The organism is Lentzea sp. NPDC059081, assembly GCF_042738015.1.
Taxonomy (GTDB): Bacteria; Actinomycetota; Actinomycetes; order Mycobacteriales; family Pseudonocardiaceae; genus Lentzea.
This window is the reverse complement of sequence record NZ_JBHYGW010000009.1, coordinates 88608-107027: the sequence shown is the minus strand read 5'-3', so window position 1 is coordinate 107027 and position 18420 is coordinate 88608. Positions and strand designations below refer to the sequence as shown.

Here is an 18420-nt window from a genome sequence, read left to right as displayed (position 1 = left end):
CTAGCGTGCCAGGGGTGGCGAGCGACATCAGTCCCACCGCCAGGGCACTGCGCACCCTGGAGATCCTCCAGGCTCGTCCCGGCACGACCGCCGACGAGCTCGCCGCGCGGCTGGGCGTCACGGACCGCGCCGCCCGCCGCTACGTCGCGATCCTGCGCGAGGCGGGCATCCAGGTGGAGTCGAGCCGGGGCCCGCACGGCGGGTACCGGCTGCGGCGCGGCACCCGGCTGCCCCCGATCGTGTTCACCCAGGCCGAGGGACTGGGCCTCGTCATGGCGGTGCTCGACGGACGGCCCGCCGCCAGCGGGACCGAGGACCCGGTCGGCACGGCGCTCGGCAAGGTCGTCCAGGCGCTGCCCGAGAACGTCGGCCGGCAGGCCGCCGCGTTGCACGAGCACGCCAGGGCCGCACCGGACCGGCACTCGGCCCGCCCCGATCCCGCCATCACCAGCGCGCTCGTCACCGCCGTCGCGGCCAGGCGCCGCGTGTCGATCGCCTACCGGAGCGAGTCCGGCAGCGCGTGGAAGTCCGAAGTGGACCCGTGGGCGGTCGTGGTCCGCCACGGGCGCTGGTACCTGCTGTGCCACTCGCACCGGTCGGACGCCGTCCGCACGTACCGGATCGACCGGGTCCGCACGGTCGGCCAGACCCCGCACGAGTTCGAGCCGCCCCACGACCTCGACCCGGTCGCGGCGCTCGAACGGCACCTGGGCACCGGCTGGCCGTACCCCACCCGCGTCGTCTTCGACGCCCCGCTCGACGAGGTGGCGCCCTGGGTCCGGCCTCCCATGGGACGCCTGGAACCGGAAGGCGACGGGTGCGTTCTCGTCGGCAGCACCAACAACCCGGCGATGTACGCGCAGGAGTGGCTGGCGGCCATGCCTTTCGCCTTCCGCGTCGAGGGCGGCGAGGAGCTGCGCGCCGCCGTCGCGGCGGTCGCGGCGCGCTTCGCGGCGGCGTTGGCATGAGACGATCACGAGGTGAGCTGGAAGGCGATGACGCCCGCCGAGGCGTGTGACCTCATGGAGTTCTGGGAGTCCGAGCCGTGGCCGCTCACGCGTGATCAGGCGCAGCAGCGGGCCGTCGAGTGGTTCGGGTGGACGGTCGAGGTCGAGAAAGGCGTCTCGTACCTCATGAACACGGTGTCCGGGTTCACCGTCGCGGACGTGTCGACCATCGGCTCCCGGGGCGACCTGTCGTACATCAGGCTCGACGTCGCGGACACGATCCGCGAGGTCTCGGTGGAGTCGAGGCGGTTCCTCGGCGACGCCTTCGCACTGATGGTGCGCGAGGCCGAGACGCGCTGGGGCACGCCGTCGATGCGCGACTTCGCGGGCACGTCGTCCGCGACCTGGGACACGGCGTCCGGTGCGCGGATCTCGTTCAACCACGCGCTGAAGAGCCTCAGCGCGAGGTTCGAGACCCCTCAGGGCGTCGAGCTCGACCGGAGGGCCGGACGCCGGTGAAGGACGACCTGCGCGCGACCGGGCGGTTCGTCCGGTACCACGACGTCGAGTACCGGCTGGGGCACCAGGCGGGGAAGTGGTGGATCTCGTCGGACCACGCGGTCGACGAGTCGTTCACCCCGAAGGGGCGCCGCCACTTCGTGCGGCCGATCACGCACACCGACGTGCTCGACTGCTACGACGTGGCGAACCCCGGCACCTACCGCGGCCTGTCCGTCGAGGTCAGCGGGAACACCACGGGCGGCTACTGGCTGACCGCGCGCGACCGGGAGGCGTTCACCGAGGGGTTCGAGCGGACCGACCACCGCAGCCCGTGGCAGAAGCTGGTCGCGTCCGACGACCCGGAGCTGCGGTTCACGACCACGGTCACCCCGGTCCCGATGCCGTGGAAGATCGCCCACGACTGGAACCGGTTCACCGAACGCCTCTCGGACGCGTTCCGCGACGTGACCGACGGCGTCTTCCTCATCGTCCACGCGAAGGCGGACCCGAGGCGGTACGTCCAGTTCGCCGGCGCGCCCGACCGGCTCTACGCGGAGGCACCGGGGACGGAGGTCGTGCCGGACGCGGACGAGTTCCAGCTCCGCAGGTTCGACTGGACCGCACCGGAGGTCACGCAACCGAACTGGACGCACGAGCTGCGGCGACCCGCGCTCACCGCCGAGTTCCTGCTGCTGGCGGAGTACTGCACCGCGGCGTTGCGCGGCGCCTACGGACTCATCAGCCCGGACGAGCTGACCTACCGCGCGTGGGTTCAGCCGATGGGCTCGGAGGCGACCGCGGTGGAGTTCGCCGTGCTGGGGCTCGGCTGAACCGTCCCGCGTCTGGTCAGGCGACGGGCCAGGTGCGCAACGCGGCGTCGGCCAGCTTGCGGAGGTCGCCGGCGCTGACCCCACCGGCCGCCTGCACGGCGATGCCTGCCTGCAGGGTGTGCACGTAGCGGGCGAGCAGCTCCGGGTCCGTGCCCTGGGGGAGGTCGCCCTCGTCGACGGCCCGCCGGAACCGTTCGTGGATGCGGGTGTGCCCGCTGTTGCGCCAGTCGTCGAGGAGCGTCCGGATCTCGCGACCCGCCTCACCCGTGGCCAGTGCTCCTTGCACGCCAAGGCATCCGCGCGGCCGGTCCGGCCCGGTGGTGGTGCTGATGGAGCCGGCCAGCAGTGCCCTGGCGACGTCGAGGGCGGTGGGCGCGGCGAGGGCCGCGACGACGTACGCGCTGGGGCCGTCGTCGTAGCGCTGCAGTGCTTGGCGGAACAGCTGTTCCTTGTTGCCGAAGGTCGCGTACATGCTGGCTGTCGAGATGCCCATCGCCCCGGTCAGGGTCGCCAGGCTCGCGCCCTCGTAGCCGTGCTCCCAGAAGACCAGCATGGCGCGGTCGAGTGCCTCGTCCGCGTCGAACTCCCGCGGCCGGCCGGTCGCACGGCGTCGTGTCTTCTCCACCACGTCAGCCTACGCCTTTTGAATCGATCGATGCAGAACGTGCTACGGTCCAATTCTGCATCGATCGTTTCAAAAATCGGCCGACCGGCGCGCGAAGAAGGGGCACGAGATGTCCGACGAGGAGCTGCGCGGGTTCTACCTGCGCTATCTCGGTGAGCTCAACGCCCACCGGTTCGACCGGATGGAGGGGTTCATCGCCGACCGCACCACCTTGAACGGCGAGCCGGCCACCCGCGACGACCTGCTCGCCGTGCAGCGGGCCGATGTCGACGCGGTGCCGGACCTGCACTGGGAGCTCCAGGAGCTGCTCTTCGACGGCGACCGGCTGGCCGCCCGCCTGGTCAACACGGGCACCCCCGTCCGGGACTGGCTCGGCGTGCCGGCCTCCGGAGCCGCGTTCGAGATCACCGAGTACGCGATCTACCAGATCCGCGACGGGCGGTTCGTGCACATGACCGCCCTGCACGACGCCGGCGAGCTCCGCCGGCAGCTGACCACCACATCCACCGAGGGGACCGAGTCATGACCACCACCTTGATCACCGGGGCCAACAAGGGCATCGGTTTCGCGACGGCCCGCCAGCTCCTGGCACTGGGGCACACCGTCTACATCGGAGCGCGCGACGCCGAACGGGGTGAGAAGGCCGCCGCGGATCTCGGCGCGCGCTTCGTGCAGCTCGACGTCACCGACGACACCTCGGTCGCCGGTGCGCTGGCGACGATCGACGCCGAGGAGGGACAGCTCGACGTCCTGGTCAACAACGCGGGCGTGCTCGCCGACGACGCACTCGACGGTCCTGCCGCCCTGCGCGCGTTCGACGTCAACGCGGTCGGGATCGTGCGGGTCACGGAGGCCGCGCTGCCCCTGCTCCGCAGGTCCTCGAACCCGGTCGTGGTGAACGTCTCGAGCAGCCTGGGGTCGTTCGGGGTCGTGACCAACCCCGACCGCCCGGAGCACGCCATGCCGCTCGCGCTCTACTCGGCGTCCAAGGCGGCGGCGACCATGCTCACCGTCCAGTACGCCAAAGCCCACGAGGGCATCAAGTTCAACGCGCTGGAACCCGGCACGACGGCCACGGACATGACCGCGGCGTTCGGCATCGGACGACCGGTGGAGGAGAGCGCCGCCGTGGTCGTGCGCCTGGCGACCATCGGGGTGGACGGCCCGACCGGGACCCTGCAGGACGAGAACGGCCTTTTGCCCTGGTAAAACGGAGGTCCGCCGGGACGCAGGTGTGATCCGCACGGGATCAGTCGTGCGCCACCGCGCTGCTGCCCACGTGGGCGGGCAGTGCCTCCACGAGCTTCACGAGCTCGGGATCGGCGGCGTAGTGGCGCATCTGCAGGTCGGAGATCTTCGCGCCGAGCCCGGGGTCGAGGTCGTCGCTGATGTCGAAGGTCTCGAACTTCTCCATCAGCGGCAGGCCGCTGCGCTGGGTCCGCTGGTGCGCCGGGTGCGCGAGGTACTCGGCGTACCCGGCCAGGTCCTCGAAGGCGAAGATGGCGCTCCAGTCGTACTCGCCGCCGTGCTCGCGGCCGACCGTGAACCACTTCACCGACGGGATCGCCGTGCCCTGCTCGCGCAGCACCTCCAGGGCGCTGTCGACCTGGCCGGCGTCGACGCCCTCTTTCACCTTCATGCGGTTGCCGTGGTAGATCATCGTCACTCCTTCGTCGATCAAGTACCTCCATCGTGCTGGGGCGCGGGATGCGGTCGCATCAGCAGTGACTGCCTAGATGTCGGCCCCCTGGCCTAGGTACGTGCGAACGGGCCCGTTCTTGACCATCGGCGGCGTGGGCGGCAGTGTGCAGTCCGGAGTGCCGATCAAGCCGGTCGGTGACCGGGCGGTTCCCCAGGGGGTGGGCGTGGCACGGCCGAAGGCGCTGGTGGTCCGCGGTGGGTGGGAAGGCCACCGGCCGGTCGAGGCCACCGAGTTGTTCATCCCGTTCCTGGAGCAGAACGACTACGAGGTGCGGGTCGAGGAGTCGACCGAGGTGTACGCCGACGCCGCCGAGATGGCGCGGACGGACCTGGTCGTGCAGTGCGTGACGATGTCGGAGATCACCGCAGAGGAGCTGGCCGGGCTGCGCGCGGCGGTCGAGGCCGGCACCGGCTTCACCGGCTGGCACGGCGGCATCGCGGACTCGTTCCGCGCGTCGTCGGACTACCTGCACCTGGTGGGCGGCCAGTTCGTCACGCATCCGGGCAAGGAGCCGTGCGAGCGCCAGGGCGGGCAGGAGGACAACTACCTGCCGTACACCGTGACCATCACCGAGCTCGGCAGGGAGCACCCGATCACCGCGGGCGTCGAGGACTTCGAGCTCACCACCGAGCAGTACTGGGTGTTGCACGACGACCTGGTCGACGTGCTGGCCACCACGACCCACCCGACCCGGCCGTGGCACCCGTGGCACCGGCCCGTAACCTGCCCGGCGATCTGGACCCGCCGGTGGGGCGCCGGGAAGATCGTCGTGACGACGCCGGGGCACAGCCTGGACGTGCTGGCGCATCCCGCTGTCCGAGCCGTCATCACGAGGGGGATGTCGTGGGCGACCCGCACCGCGTCGGAATCGTAGGCCTGGGCTTCATCTCCGGCGCGTACCTGGAGACGCTGCGCGACCAGCCCGCGGTGCGCGTCACCGCGGTCGCCGACCTCGACCCCGCCCGCGCGGCCGCCGTCGCGGCCGAGCTCCCGGACGCCGAGGCGGTCAGCGTCGAGCGACTGCTCGGCGGAGCGGACGTCGACACGGTCCTCAACCTCACGATCCCCGCGGCCCACGCCGAGATCACCCTCCGCGCGATCGACGCCGGCAAGAACGTCTTCGTCGAGAAACCGCTCGCCGTCACGTTCCCCGACGGCCGGGCCGTCATCGACCGCGCCGCCGCGGCCGGTGTCCAGATCGGCTGCGCACCGGACACCGTTCTCGGCACGGGCACGCAGACCGCGCGGGCGGCGATCGACGGCGGCCTCATCGGACGCCCGATCTCCGCGACGGCCGTGATGGTCACGCCGGGACACGAGCGCTGGCACCCCAACCCCGACTTCTACTACACCGCGGGCGGAGGTCCGCTGCTGGACATGGGGCCGTACTACATCTCCGCGCTGATCCACCTGCTCGGCCCGGTGCGCGCGGTGGTCGGCGCGGCCAGCCGCCTGCGCACCGACCGCGTCATCGGTTCCGGTCCGCGAGAAGGCCGGCGAATCCCGGTCGAGGTCGACACCCACGTCTCCGGCGTGCTCGAACACGCCAACGGCGCGCTTTCGACCATCACGACCAGCTTCGACGGCGTGGCCACCACCGCCGCGCCGATCGAGGTGCACGGCGAGTCCGGCACGCTCTCCGTCCCGGACCCGAACCACTTCGACGGCGAGTCCCGCCTGTTCCCGCTCGACGGCACCGCATGGCAACCACTTCCCACCAGCGCGGGCTACACGGGCGCAGGGCGGGGGAGCGGCCTCCTCGACTTGGTCACCGCGGACGAGCATCGGACCCCGCGCGCCGGCGGTGAGCTCGCGCTGCACGTCCTGGAGACGATGACCGCCGTGCTCCGTTCGGCCGGGGAAGGCCGGCGCATCGAGCTGACGACTGCGGTGGAGCGGCCGTCGCCGGTGCCGCTCACACCAGTGGACGAGTGGTTCCTCAGCCGTTGAGGTCTGTGAGGCAGTGAACCTCCCCGTGGTCCGTCTTCCGCACACGTTCGGCAGATTCAGCAGTAGGCGCAGGTTCGACGAACCTGGCCAGGTCGAGTGGATCGATGCCCGGCACGCGAACCCACGCGTCGTGCCGGAACTTCCGGCTCGACACAGGAAGCGGAGCGAAGTCTCCGCGCCGTGCCACTCCTGTGTGGTCTTCGCTGAACGCGGTCTCCAGAGCTTCGGAGGAGACGATCAGCGCGGTGCTCGTGGCGTCCTCCTCGCCTTCCTCACGGCAACGTTCCAGCAGGTCCTTGAACTCCGATGCGTCCAGCAGCCGAGCGTGGGTCATGCGCGCCCTGGGGAAGTCCACATCGTCACCGACCTGGCCGAGGTGTACGGCCACGCGCAACCTCACCTCCGGCTTGCACCAGCGGTTGTGGTCGATCGTCAGCCGGTCGAGGAGCACCGCGGCGTCGAGGGCGGCGCCGAGCCGGCCGCTCGACAGCACCATCAACGCGCTGTCACCCAGCGACTCGGTGGAGAGAACGTCGTCCGGCTCGATCCCGCTCTGCGTCAGCGCGGCGCCGACCAGCTTCGAGATCGTGTCGGGGATGGCGCGCATCTGGTGTCCGGGAAGCTTGGCCGAGTTGATGACATCGACACCGAACAACACGCATTGCTGTGGAATGGCGGCAGTGACCTGTTGTGAGGTCTTGGGCACCGGCGCCACGCTCCTGAGCTTCTCTGCGGTCGTGGTCGTGCGCGCTTGACCGTGAGAGTCCCGTTTTCCGGCGTCGGCCCGCACGTCGACCGCCGAGTGCGCGGTCCACAAGTTCAGGTGGATCGGCACAGGGAAGAAAGCCACCGCACTGAACCACCCCGCATGACGGAGTGCGCTGTGCTGAGGCTGGTCGAGATGCGGCTCGTCCGAGCGGCGCCGCCGGTCCAGCCATCCTCGCAACGACATCCGCGTAGGCCGGACAAGATCGGTGACGGTCGCCGGCTCGATCTCGAAGGGCAGGTAGGCGTGTGCGTCGACGAAGTCGGGAGTCCACAACTTCGCTGAAGGAGTGGTGACCGTCGCGGCTTCGGCGTGAGCTTTGGCCACTATGGTCTCGGCGCGTTGCCTGGCCGCGACCAGTACCTGCTCGGCGTGCTGGTTCGCACGACGAACGATGTCCGCGACATCGAGGAGCTGCTCGACGGCATCCTCGCGCTCACCAGCCACATCCGCGCCGGCATCGGCGAGATCGGTGCCTTCCGCGGTCCGGACGAGTTCGGGATCATTCATCGCGTCCGTGAGCACAGCGACGGTGGCCAGCCGTGCACGTGCATCCAGTGCGTCATGCGTCGCCGCGATCTCGTACCAGCCTCGGGCGATGTCCAACTCGCCACGGGACAAGTACTCCTCACCGAGCGTCATCGCCGCCAGGCCGACAGCGTGCGCGTCCAGACGTGCCTGGCGAGCGATGCGCTCCTCCTGGCTGCGTGAGGAGGCCCGTGCCCTGATCGCCGCGAGGTCCGGCCCGACGACCGCGGTGCCGGGGTTGATGCCCTTCATCGTGGAATCTCCCATGCCTGGTGGGCAGACGAGCCGGACTGCGGTGCGGGCCCCGCCGCGTCGCCGCGGAGGCTGGCAGCGTGGCGCCGCAGAGCCGTCAGCGCCTTGCGCAGCCGAACTTGCAGTGCTCGCACGCCGATCCCGAGCTCAGCGGAAGCCTGCTGCTGAGTGGCACCGTCGATGTAGACGGCGACGATCGCGGCCCGTTGCCCCTCCTCGAGCGTGCCGAGCAGAGCACGTACATGGCGCTTGTCGTCGATGTCGGACAACAGGGCCAGGATCTCGTGTTCGGGATCGCGGTTCTGGTCCAGGTGGTCGAGCAGCACCTCGTCGTCGGCCGCCACGGGACTGGTGCGGCGGCGGCCCTGCTTGCGCCGGTGGTCGGCGATGTCGCGTTTGACGGACTGCTTGAGGATCGCGACGGCCCGCTCACGTGGCACCTCGCCGCGCTCTTCCCACAACTGGAACAGGTCCGCCGCGGCTTCCTGCAAGAGCTCCTCGGCCACTTCGGCTTCGGTGGGCAGACGCCGATGCGTGTATGACTCGATCTCGGGCCAGACCGCGCTCAGCAGCGCGGTGAGCCGATCCTCGCTGTCGGTGTTCCGAGGCAGGTTCACGCGTCCGAGTCCTCCTTCGAACTGCCGATCGCCGGAGGACTGGGCAGGACCGTCATGGTCCAGTGGACTCCGTCGCCCTCGACCACGGCGACCTCACCTGTCGCACCGGACCGTGCGAACGCCTTGGCGACGTCGGCGATGGTCTTGCCACGCATTCGGGTCCTTCTGGTCCGAGAACGACGATCCACGATCGTCTCGACGAGTCCGGTGACGCCGGTATGCCGGACCAACGCCCACTCGAACCCGCTCTCGTCCGCGCCGCGGCCGACCACGGTGGTCTCCTTCCTGCTGACCTGTACCGGCGAAGCCGCCGATATGTGACAACTCGCTCCAGCGCCCCTCGACACGAAACGGTGCCGAGTCGAGCGAGGGAGCCCGTGTGCGTGGAGAACGACCGCATCGGGTGATGGGCGGCTCGGTGCGAGCTGTGTCGCGGGTTGGGCCAAGCGAGTGGTTGTACTTCGGGCACGTGGAGACCGGCTCGTACTGTTTGGCTCCACGTGGTGCAAGAAGAGGTGGCGGCGGTTGACGACCAGCGGCGAAGGCGTCGGTGACGAGCCGGGGACGAGGGAACCCCAAGCCGGTGACGACCTGCGGAACACGGTGTCGGACTCCGTCGTCTCGGGCACCGTGCTCCAGGTGGGTGCCATCGCGGTTCACCACCACCCTGTGGAGCCGAGGCCGGTCCCGCGACAGTTGCCGGCCGCCCCAGCCGGCTTCGTCGGTCGTCAGGAGGCCCTTGCCGGACTGGGCACCGCCATGGACGAGGCGTCGTCCACCGGTGCCGTGTTCGCACTGTCGGGAGCAGGCGGTATCGGCAAGACGTGGCTGGCGTTGCACTGGTCCCACGAGCATCGGCACCGCTTTCCCGACGGGCAGTTGTTCGTCGACCTCAGAGGGTTCTCGCCCAACGGGGAACCGATGGACCCCGCGATCGCGATGCGCGGCTTCCTCGACGCCCTCGGTGTCGAACCCGCGCGCATCCCCGTGGACCTCCACGCCCAGGCCGCTCTGTACCGCAGCCTTCTCGCCGGCAGGCGGATCTTGGTGGTCCTGGACAACGCCGCATCCGCCGAGCAGGTCGTGCCACTTCTGCCCGGCGACCCGGGCTGTGCCGCGCTGGTGACGAGCAGACGACGACTGGGCGGTTTGGTCGCGGCGCACTCAGCCAGTCCGGTTCACCTCGACGTTCTCGACGAGGCGGAATCCCGCACGGTGTTCGCCGCCGCGCTGGGCGAGGAGCGGATGGCCGCCGAACCAGACGCGGTGAACACCATGCTGGCCGTGTGCGCCGGGTTTCCGCTCGCCTTGGCGGTGGTCGCCGCACGCGCGCGAATGAGCCCCCGGCGCGCGTTGGTGATCTTCGCGGGCGAACTTCGCGAGGCAGCCACCCGCTTCGACGCTCTCGACGGCGGAGAACCCGCCGCCAGTCTGGGCGCCGTCCTGTCGTGGTCCTTGCGCCATCTCAGCGCGGATCAGCGCAGCCTTTACGCCCTGCTGGGCAGTGCGCCTGGTCCCGGCACCGCCCTGCCTGCGGTCGCTGCCCTCACCGGGTTGTCGTCGGTACTCGCACGCAGGACCTTGGCGGCTCTCGAAGAGGCGTCGCTGGTGGAGATCCGCTCCGATGGCCGGTACGGGATGCACGACCTGCTCCGTGACCATGCGGCCACCATCGCGGAAGAACTTCCCCACGGTGTCCTCGAGGCCGCCTTGACGAGGGTGACCGACTTCTACCTGCACACCGCACTCGCCGCTGATCGGCTCGTGGACGCTCACAAGCCGGTTCTGCCCCTTGAACCCCCTGCGGCCGGCGTCCGTCCATCCACCTTCACCGGCGATGTCGCCGCGTTGGAGTGGCTGACGGCCGAGCACGCCACCCTGATCGCCGCGCAACGCGCTGCTTCGACACTTGGCCGCCATGACGTCGTCTGGCACATGGCGTGGGCGCTGCACAGTTTCCACCTTCAACGACGACACGTGCGAGGCGCGCTCGCAACGTGGCAGGCAGCGCTGGAAGCCGCGGCACACCTGCCCGATGCCGCCATCCTCAGTCGTACGCATCGGCTCCTCGGCAACGCCTACTCCTTGGCCGGACGGCACGAAGAGGTCACCGCGCACCTTCACCAGGCGCTCGAGATCGCTGTGAACGACCACGACGTCGTCGAGCAAACGCACACGCATCGGTCTCTGGCGTTCGCCTGGGCCAGGCGGGGAGACAACCAGCAGGCGCTGGAACACGCCCAACGCGCGCTCGAGCTGGGACGGACCCTCAACCGGCCCGAGTGGGAGGCCGAGGCGCTCAACACGGCAGGGTGGTACGCCGCGTGCGCCGGCGACTTCGAGACGGCTCGCGACCACTGCCGTGCCGCACTCGCGTTGCACCGCGAGCACCGCAACCGCGATGGCGAGGCAGCGACGTTGGACAGCCTTGCGTTCATCGCCCACCGCACAGGCGAGTACGAGCTGGCCCTTCAGAACTACAACGAGGCCATCGGCCTGTACCGCGCGCACGCCCACGTTCATCAGTTGGCGACGACGCTCGAGACCATCGGTCATGTGCACGTCGACCTCGGACAGCGCGAACAAGCTCGCGTCGTTTGGGAGGAAGCTCTGCGTTTGTTCAACGAACAGGAACGCGGCACCGACGCAGATTCTCTCGAACGACGACTTCGTGACTGGCCCGGTTGATGTGGCCTGTGAGACGGCGGCTGGCGGAGTGGTCGCGGAAGGGGTAGAACGAAGGGGAATCCCGGACGTGGCAGGGTGTCGTCCGTCCACTGTGCTCGGAGAGCGGTACGACGGGAACCGTGGCGGGTTGCGCTCTTCGCCATCAGCATTCCGGTAGATGATGCGCATCACGCGTTCGGTGGCACAACCGAAAGGAATCGGGAATGCGTGTCGCGGTGGTCGGTGCCGGGGTAGGAGGTCTGACCTTGGCGCTGGCGCTGCACCGCCGGGGCGTCGAGGTCAGCGTGCACGACCGGACCACCGGCACCGCCGCGGCGGGAGACGGACTGGGTCTGGCGGGCAACGGGATGCGGGTGCTCGACTCCCTCGGTGTCGGGCCGGCGCTCAGACGGCTCGGCGCGCGAATCCCGTCGATGCAGCTCCGGGATGCCGGAGGGCGTCGCCTGGCGGAGTACGACCTGGGGCGGTCCGGGGTGCTGGGCGTCCGTCGGGCGGATCTCGTCTCCGTGCTCAGCGGGGCACTTCCCGCGGGATCCGTGCACCACGGTCACGACTGCGTGGCTGTCGAAGGCGACGACCACCGAGCCGGCGCTGTGTTCGCCGATGGTTCCAGCGTCGAAGCGGACGTCGTGATCGGGTCCGACGGTCTGCGTTCCGTTGTGCGCCGCCAACTCGGTGTTCCTGCGCGGCTCCGCGTCTCCTCCCGCGTCGCACTGCGGGGGTTCGCCTCGGTCGAAGGCCTCGGCCCGGAGCTGACGCGCACCCAGACCGCGTGGCTGGGCGGCGACCGGCACCTCCTGGCCTACCCGGTCGGCGGAGACTCGCTCGTCGTCGCCGGTTTCGTCCCGGCGTCCGGCGAAGAACCGGGTGCCAGGACGTCCGATGCGCTCGCACGGGACCTGCGCGGGGCGTTCGAAGGCTGGAGCGACGAGGCGACCGCGGTGGTCCGCAGGGTCGAGCGGGTCAGCCTGTACTCGCTGTCCGACCGCGACCCGATCGAGGGCTGGTCCCAGGGGCGGGTGGTGCTGCTCGGCGATGCCGCGCACCCGATGCTCCCGCACACCGGGCAGGGCGCCAACCAGGCGTTGGAGGACGCGGCGGTGCTCGCCGTGCTCCTCGGCTCCTGTCGGTCGAACGACCTGGACGACATCGCGGAAACCCTGTCGGTGTACGAGAAAAGCCGTGGGGCTCGCACCCAGCGGGTCCAGCTGCAGGCCCGGCGGAACGACGCGTTGTTCGCGGGAGGGATGACGGGGTCGGAACAGCCGCCGGAGCTCGGCTGGCTCTACGACTACGACGCCTTCGCCGTCGCCGAAAGTGCGGTGGTGGGTCCTCGAAACCCGTTGCGGGTCAACAAGAACGCCGATGAACACGGGCGCGCCGCCGGGCTGTCGCACCGACGCGGTCCACGACGGCCGTTCGCGTAGGGTCGGACGGCATGGGCGACGACTCGATCGAAGCGCGGTACCGCGGCTACCTCGACTGCCTGAACGAGCGGAGGTTCGACGACCTCGGGCGGTTCGTGCACGATCCCGTGGTCCACAACGACCGGCGGCTGGGCCTGGCCGAGTTCCAGGACCTGCTGCGCCAGGACGCCGCCGAGATCCCGGATCTGCGCTACGAGATCGGCCTGCTGGTCATCGCGGGGGACGACGTGGCGTGCCGGATCGAGTTCGACTGCACGCCGCGGTCCTTCCGGGGAATGCCGCCCGCCGAGGAGAAGATCTCGTTCGCCGAGCACGTCTTCTACTGCTACCGGGAAGGCAGGATCGAGCGCGTCTGGTCCCTCGTCGACCTGGACGCGATCCGCGCTCAGCTGAGCCGGAACCGATGAGCCGTCGTGCCTTCCCGGCACGACGGCCCATCCGTCCGGCTCACCGCACCGGCACCTCCATGCGTGCCAACGGGACGTGGTGCTGTCCGGCGTGCATGTCGCGGTCGCGCAGCGAGCCCTGGCTGACCGGGCGCGGGTAGGAGATCTTCACGACGTTGAGCGACGGCACCCGGAAGATCTGCACGGTGCCGGCGTCGATGCCGTAGAGCTCGCCCACGACGCGCTCGTTGAGGAACGACTCGTCCGCGGCGACCGCGTAGCCCGCGGCGTCGCGCAGGAACAGCTCCATGGTGACCCAGAAGGGGCCGGCGTTCTTGGACCGCACCTCGAGAGCGAGGTCGGCGAGGGTGTCAGGCACGGGCGGGCACTCCCGTCTCGGTGCGGAACAGGGCGGTGGGCGTCGTGTCGACGGAGTGGTTGAGCACGAACTCGTAGGCGGGTCCGCGTTCGATCTCCGCCGGGGAGAAGGGGAACGCCAGGCTGGGCAGGTAGTCCATGTCGTGGGCAGGCAGGTGCAGCATCAACGGGTTGGCCACCTTGGCGACCGCCGTGGCCGTCGCCTGGTCCGCGGCGTTCACCACGAGCATCACCCCGACTTCCTTGGGCGGCGCGGAGTCCGGCTCCAGCTCGTCGAGCACCGCGTTGTGCCCGTAGAGACGCACGTCGAAGTCGTACTCGGAGGGGTCGAGCTCCAGCGTCTGCCGGACGCGGCTGACGATCATCTCGCGGAGGAAGCCCGCCCAGGAGTCGATCTGGCCGAGGAGGAGCGGGTCGCGGATCGCGCTGAACGACACGGTCTCGTACCCCGAGATCCGGGCGCCCTCCAGCTTGATCGTGTACTGGTCGGCGACGTGGAACCGCGAGCCCTCGACCCGCACGACGCGGTCGTCGACCGCGGTGTAGACGGCGTCGCGCACGTCGAGCGTGCCGTCGGGTTCGCGCATCTCGAACGGGTTGACCGTCTCGTAGAGCATGTGCGCCGCCACCGAGATCGGGGTGCACGCGGCGTCCGGGCTCAGCGGCTCGATCGTGAACCCCGTGGCGTCGACGGACGCGAGCACGCCGCCCAGCCGCGGGTTCGTCGTGCACAGGCCGCCGCACTCGACGATCTTCGCGGCGTGCCACGACGGACCGGCGGGCATGCCCTTCATCAGCGGGTAGGCCGCCGCGAGCGCGGTGTCGGTGGCGCGCCCGGTGAGCACGACCTGGGCGCCGGCCCGCAGCGCCTCGACGATCGGCTCGTGGCCCATGACGCCGACGACGTGGGTGCAGCTCTCGAGCGTCTCCTGGTCGAGCTCCCGCGCCGGGGCGAGCTGGTTCACGCGTCCGGCGGCGAGGTCGTCCTTGAGCTGCGCCGCGTCCTGCTCGCTGTAGATGCGCGCGACGCGCAGGTCGATGCCCTCCTCGGTCATCACCTCCGCGGCGATCGCGGCGACCCAGTCGACGCCGCGGTCGGTGCCGCTGGTGCCGCAGGAGCCCACGATCAGCGGGATGTGCGCCGTGGCGGCGGCCCTGAGCAGCAGGCGGAGGTCGCGCCTGACCGCCTGCGCCGTGGACTTCGAGCTCGCGGACCCGAGGTAGTGGGGCCCGCTGTCGGTCGACCCGCCGTCCACGCTGATGACGTCGGCGCCGAGCTCGAGCCCGCGTTCGATCGTGCTCTCGGGGAAGCCGCTGCCCAGCATTCCGGTGGGAGCGAGCACCCGGACCGCGTCCGCCGGCCGGTTGTCCATCGTGGTCTCTCCAGGTGTGGTCATCAGGGGTGCGCCGATCGGTCGGCGGTGGGCTGGGGGTTCACGCGGTGCCGCGCCTTGCCTTCGAGAGCGGCGACCAGTTCCACCGCTCCCTCCATCCCGGCGGCGGCACGGGCCTGCGCGGTCTGCCCGGCGAGGTGCGAGTAGACGACGATCCCGTCCACGCCGCGCAGCGGGCTGTCCGCGGGCAACGGTTCCTGCGCGACGACGTCGAGGTGCGCGCCCGCGATCACGCCGTCGCGCACGGCGGCCACGAGCGCGGCCTCGTCGACGACGCCGCCGCGCGCGGTGTTCACGAGCACCGCAGTGCTCCGCATCTGCCGGAGCTCCGCCTCACCGATGAGCCCACGGGTTCGCGGCGTCAGCGCGGTGTGCAGCGAGACGTAGTCGGAGCGCGTGAGGAGCTCGGGAAGGTCGACGAACTCGACGCGGGGGTCAAGACGTTGGTCTGGTGGCACACCGGTCACGCACACCACGTTCATGCCGAACGCGGCCGCGAGCGGCACGACCGCCCGTGCCGCGGCGCCGTAGCCGACCAGGCCGAGGGTCGCGCCGCGCAGCTCGTAGCCGTCGGCGCGCGGCCAGGTCCCGGCGGCGACCCCGGTCGCGGTCTGCACCAGCCGCCGGGCGGCGGCGAGCAGCAGGCCGAACGTGTACTCGGCGACGGCGTTCGCGTTGATGCCGGGCAGGTTGCTGACGGAGATGCCCAGGCGGGTCGCCGCCTCGACGTCGACCGAGTCGTACCCGACGCCGGTGCGCACGACGACGCGCAGGTCGGTGGCCTTGGCGAGGACGTCGGCGGTCATCGGCTCGTTGCCGATCAGGGCCGCCGTGATCCCGCCGAGAGCCTCGACGAGCTCGTCGGGCTGCCGCGGGCCGGTGGGCGGCCGGTGCACGGTGTCCAGCCCGGCGCCGCGGAGGTACCGGTCCACCTCGTCACCGGGACGCAGGTAGTCGGTGGTCACCAGGACACGGGTCACAGCGCACCAGCCGTTCCGTTGCGGCGCTGCAGCACGTGCACGCGCCCGACGACGAGGATCGCGACCGCGGCGACGACCGCGGTGTTCACCATGAGGAAGGGCCAGCCCGTCACGTCGACCATGGCGCCGACGAGCGCCGGTCCGACGAACGCGCCGCCCGCCCAGCCCACCGTGTAGAGCCCGGTGTACGTGCCGAGCACGCGGGTCGACGGCGCGAGGTTCCACAGCACCACGACCGCGTTGATCAGGAAGCTCGACGCGCCGACCGCGGCCAGTGCGAGTGCGGTGTAGGCACCGGCCGGTGCCTGCCACGCGGTGCCGATGACCATCGCGACCACGAACAGCGTCATCCCGCCGAGCATGACCCGCAGGCGCCCGAAGCGTTCCGCCAGCAGGGCCACCGGGAAGGCGGCGAGCAGGAAGGCGACGCCGCTGGGGAGGGTCAGCCCGCCGGCCGTGCCGCGGGACATCTCGAGCACCTCCTGACCGAACGGCGTGATGAGCGCCCGCAGCGCGGCCCACGCGCTGCCGAAGAACAGGATCCCGACCATGAAGAGCAGCCGGCTGCGGTCTCGGTCGCGCAGGATGTCGGCGACGATGTCGCGCACCCGGACGGTGGCGGTGTCGTCGTCGTTGCGCGCGCCGTCCTCCTCGAGGGCCGTCCGGTAGGCGGGGGAGTGGCTGTCGCGGACCCGGAAGCCGACCACCGCGATGGAGGCGAGCATCAGGACCGACGGGATCGCGAAGGCGAGCGTCGGGTGGTCGTCCACGAGCAGGGTGCTGATCAGCGCGGAGACGATGACCGTCATTCCGGCGGCGAACTTGACCGCCGCGTTGGCGCGGCTGCGGCGTTCCGGTCCGATGAAGTCGGGCAGGAGCGATTCGGCCACCGGCTTGAAGGAGTTACACACCACCGCGTAGGCGAGCATGACGCCCAGCAGGAATGGCAGCGAATGCGCGCTGAGGGGGATCAGCAGGAACAGCAGTGCCGCCACCGGCATTCCGGCGACGAGGAACGGAATTCTTCTTCCCCACGCCGTCCGGGTGTTGTCGGAACGGTTGCCCATCCACGGCTGGATGAAGATTCCCAGGAGGTTGTCCGCCCCCATCAGGAGCCCGACGACGGCGACGCTCGAGATGTGCTCGCGCAACAGCGGCGGCACCTGGGCGTCGAAGAAGTTCCAGGTGACCTCCTGTGCGAAGACCACGAGCGCCACGTAGAAGGTGATGCGCCGGAACTTCGGTGGTTCCGTCTTCTCCGCCCGCGCGGAGCCGACCACGGCCATGGGGTCGCCTTTCGCTGTCCACGGTTTCACCGTGCTGATTGGCATGCTGTCCAGTTCACTCGGAGAATGAATGTGTTCCGGCGTCTCAGGTGACGCCTCGCCGAATTGGGGGCCGTCGACTCCGGCCGCTCGGCGCACGTCTCCACTGTGGACGGGGCCCACGCCCGTCACAAGGCCGCGGCGGACAACGTAGCCTTTCGCGAGCGGAAAGGGTGCGGCGTCAGCAGAGCGGGCGGGAACAGATGAACGACATCATCGACGATCTCCGGTTCTTCCAGGTGATCGCGGCGAGCGAGACGCTCACCGCGGCGTCGCGCGAGCTCGGCAGCTCCCTGCCGGCGGTCAGCAAGCGCCTCAGCGCCCTGGAGGCACGGCTCAACGTCCGCCTGGTGCAGCGGGGAGCCCGGCGGCTCGTGCTGACGTCGGAGGGCGAGCTGTACTCGGCCCGCCTCGGCACGATCCTCGACCAGATCCGCGAGCTGGAGGACGAGGTCAGCGACAGCTCCGACGCCCTGCGCGGGTCCGTCGTCGTGCACGCCACCCTGGGCCTGGGCCGCACGCACGTCGCCCCGCTGCTGAGCGAGTTCGGCGGCGACCACCCGGAGCTGCACCTGCAGCTGAGCACCTCGGACCTCCCGCTCCGCCCGCACCGCCGGGAGTTCGACCTGGCCGTGCACGTGGGCGTGCCCGCCGACTCGACGCTGCGGATGCGCCGCCTCGCCAGGAACCGCCGCATCCCGTGCGCCGCCCCCTCCTACCTCGCGCGGCGCGGCACCCCCGCGACGGTGGCCGACCTGGCCGACCACGACTGCATCGTGCTGCGCGAGAACGAGGGCGACTTCGACGTCTGGCGGTTCGGCGACGACAACGCGACGCACCAGCTGCGCGTCCGCGGTGGACTGTCCACGAACGACGGTGACGTGGTCACGCTGTGGGCGTTGGAGGGCCGTGGCGTGGTGATGCGCTCGGAGTGGCAGGTGCGGCCCCACCTGGAGAGCGGCGAGCTGGTCCGCGTCCTGCCCGACGTGCCGACTCCGGCCGCGGACATCTACGCGCTGTTCACCGACGACCGCCACGTGCCGCGCAGGGTGAGCAGGCTGGTCGAGCACCTGGCGCGGCGGCTGCCAGGGCGGCTGGGACGCAGGGCGCGGTAGCGGGTGGGA

General features: G+C 70.5%; 20 protein-coding genes. 11 read left to right on the top strand and 9 right to left on the bottom strand.

The window, feature by feature from the left end; genetic code table 11:
* Window positions 1-14 precede the first annotated feature (14 nt).
* The 3 genes from ACFWV3_RS21605 to ACFWV3_RS21595 are packed head-to-tail and all read left to right on the top strand — an operon-like array spanning window position 15 to window position 2278.
* Window positions 15-968 (top strand): helix-turn-helix transcriptional regulator, encoded by a 954-nt coding sequence (locus ACFWV3_RS21605; protein WP_382413199.1) that lies wholly within the window; start codon window positions 15-17, stop codon window positions 966-968.
* A gap of 12 nt (window positions 969-980) precedes the next feature.
* Window positions 981-1466: a DUF6301 family protein gene (locus tag ACFWV3_RS21600; RefSeq protein WP_382413198.1), complete on the top strand. Its 486-nt coding sequence runs from the start codon at window positions 981-983 to the stop codon at window positions 1464-1466.
* A complete protein-coding gene (locus tag ACFWV3_RS21595) occupies window positions 1463-2278 on the top strand; it encodes a hypothetical protein (RefSeq protein WP_382413197.1) in 816 nt (271 codons plus the stop codon). Before ACFWV3_RS21600 ends, ACFWV3_RS21595 begins: the two co-directional genes overlap by 4 nt.
* Window positions 2279-2294: 16 nt before the next feature.
* On the opposite strand, the gene ACFWV3_RS21590 is transcribed toward ACFWV3_RS21595, so the two are convergent.
* On the bottom strand, window positions 2295-2903 hold the full coding sequence (locus ACFWV3_RS21590) for a TetR/AcrR family transcriptional regulator (protein WP_382413196.1): 609 nt from the start codon (window positions 2901-2903) through the stop codon (window positions 2295-2297).
* 109 nt (window positions 2904-3012) lie between these two features.
* Between ACFWV3_RS21590 and ACFWV3_RS21585 the strand changes: the two genes are divergently transcribed.
* Both ACFWV3_RS21585 and ACFWV3_RS21580 read left to right on the top strand, forming a co-directional pair.
* Entirely contained in the window at window positions 3013-3429 is a 417-nt protein-coding gene (locus ACFWV3_RS21585; RefSeq protein ID WP_382413195.1) for an ester cyclase, read from the top strand.
* A complete protein-coding gene (locus tag ACFWV3_RS21580) occupies window positions 3426-4112 on the top strand; it encodes an SDR family NAD(P)-dependent oxidoreductase (RefSeq protein WP_382413194.1) in 687 nt (228 codons plus the stop codon). The genes ACFWV3_RS21585 and ACFWV3_RS21580 overlap by 4 nt, the downstream gene beginning before the upstream one ends.
* A 40-nt stretch (window positions 4113-4152) precedes the next feature.
* Here ACFWV3_RS21580 and ACFWV3_RS21575 read toward each other — a convergent pair whose 3' ends face one another.
* The gene (locus ACFWV3_RS21575) at window positions 4153-4563 is read right to left on the bottom strand and encodes a Dabb family protein (protein WP_382413193.1); all 411 of its coding nucleotides are present in this window, start codon (window positions 4561-4563) and stop codon (window positions 4153-4155) included.
* 133 nt (window positions 4564-4696) lie between these two features.
* On the opposite strand from ACFWV3_RS21575, the gene ACFWV3_RS21570 reads away from it, so the two are divergent.
* Complete coding sequence (locus tag ACFWV3_RS21570; protein ID WP_382413192.1) at window positions 4697-5479, top strand: ThuA domain-containing protein; 783 nt, start codon at window positions 4697-4699, stop codon at window positions 5477-5479.
* Window positions 5449-6555, top strand: coding sequence for a Gfo/Idh/MocA family protein (locus ACFWV3_RS21565; protein ID WP_382413191.1), 1107 nt, complete (start codon window positions 5449-5451; stop codon window positions 6553-6555). Before ACFWV3_RS21570 ends, ACFWV3_RS21565 begins: the two co-directional genes overlap by 31 nt.
* Here ACFWV3_RS21565 and ACFWV3_RS21560 read toward each other — a convergent pair.
* From ACFWV3_RS21560 to ACFWV3_RS21550, 3 genes are read right to left on the bottom strand one after another with little or no spacing between them, the layout of a single operon-like run.
* A complete protein-coding gene (locus ACFWV3_RS21560) occupies window positions 6545-8101 on the bottom strand; it encodes a hypothetical protein (RefSeq protein WP_382413190.1) in 1557 nt (518 codons plus the stop codon). The genes ACFWV3_RS21565 and ACFWV3_RS21560 overlap by 11 nt on opposite strands.
* Window positions 8098-8718 (bottom strand): RNA polymerase sigma factor, encoded by a 621-nt coding sequence (locus ACFWV3_RS21555; RefSeq protein ID WP_382413189.1) that lies wholly within the window; start codon window positions 8716-8718, stop codon window positions 8098-8100. The genes ACFWV3_RS21560 and ACFWV3_RS21555 overlap by 4 nt, the downstream gene beginning before the upstream one ends.
* On the bottom strand, window positions 8715-8873 hold the full coding sequence (locus ACFWV3_RS21550; protein WP_382413188.1) for a hypothetical protein: 159 nt from the start codon (window positions 8871-8873) through the stop codon (window positions 8715-8717). The genes ACFWV3_RS21555 and ACFWV3_RS21550 overlap by 4 nt, the downstream gene beginning before the upstream one ends.
* Window positions 8874-9243: 370 nt before the next feature.
* On the opposite strand from ACFWV3_RS21550, the gene ACFWV3_RS21545 reads away from it, so the two are divergent.
* From ACFWV3_RS21545 to ACFWV3_RS21535, 3 genes are all read left to right on the top strand, one after another.
* A complete protein-coding gene (locus ACFWV3_RS21545) occupies window positions 9244-11406 on the top strand; it encodes an ATP-binding protein (protein WP_382413187.1) in 2163 nt (720 codons plus the stop codon).
* A gap of 203 nt (window positions 11407-11609) precedes the next feature.
* Complete coding sequence (locus ACFWV3_RS21540; protein WP_382413186.1) at window positions 11610-12833, top strand: FAD-dependent monooxygenase; 1224 nt, start codon at window positions 11610-11612, stop codon at window positions 12831-12833.
* Window positions 12834-12844: 11 nt separating this feature from the next.
* A complete protein-coding gene (locus tag ACFWV3_RS21535; protein ID WP_382413185.1) occupies window positions 12845-13240 on the top strand; it encodes an ester cyclase in 396 nt (131 codons plus the stop codon).
* Between the two features lie 40 nt (window positions 13241-13280).
* Here ACFWV3_RS21535 and ACFWV3_RS21530 read toward each other — a convergent pair whose 3' ends face one another.
* Genes ACFWV3_RS21530 through ACFWV3_RS21515 form a run of 4 tightly spaced genes read right to left on the bottom strand, consistent with a single transcriptional unit; the run spans window position 13281 to window position 17257 of the window.
* Window positions 13281-13598, bottom strand: coding sequence for a DUF4387 domain-containing protein (locus ACFWV3_RS21530; protein WP_382413184.1), 318 nt, complete (start codon window positions 13596-13598; stop codon window positions 13281-13283).
* Window positions 13591-14994 carry an acyclic terpene utilization AtuA family protein gene (locus tag ACFWV3_RS21525; protein WP_382413183.1) on the bottom strand — a complete coding sequence of 468 codons (1404 nt, stop codon included), beginning with the start codon at window positions 14992-14994 and terminating at the stop codon, window positions 13591-13593. Before ACFWV3_RS21525 ends, ACFWV3_RS21530 begins: the two co-directional genes overlap by 8 nt.
* The gene (locus ACFWV3_RS21520) at window positions 14994-15971 is read right to left on the bottom strand and encodes a phosphoglycerate dehydrogenase (protein ID WP_382413182.1); all 978 of its coding nucleotides are present in this window, start codon (window positions 15969-15971) and stop codon (window positions 14994-14996) included. Before ACFWV3_RS21520 ends, ACFWV3_RS21525 begins: the two co-directional genes overlap by 1 nt.
* A complete protein-coding gene (locus tag ACFWV3_RS21515) occupies window positions 15968-17257 on the bottom strand; it encodes an MFS transporter (RefSeq protein ID WP_382413181.1) in 1290 nt (429 codons plus the stop codon). The genes ACFWV3_RS21520 and ACFWV3_RS21515 overlap by 4 nt, the downstream gene beginning before the upstream one ends.
* Before the next feature lie 242 nt (window positions 17258-17499).
* On the opposite strand from ACFWV3_RS21515, the gene ACFWV3_RS21510 reads away from it, so the two are divergent.
* Window positions 17500-18411 (top strand): LysR family transcriptional regulator, encoded by a 912-nt coding sequence (locus tag ACFWV3_RS21510; protein WP_382413180.1) that lies wholly within the window; start codon window positions 17500-17502, stop codon window positions 18409-18411.
* The last annotated feature ends 9 nt before the right edge of the window (window positions 18412-18420 follow it).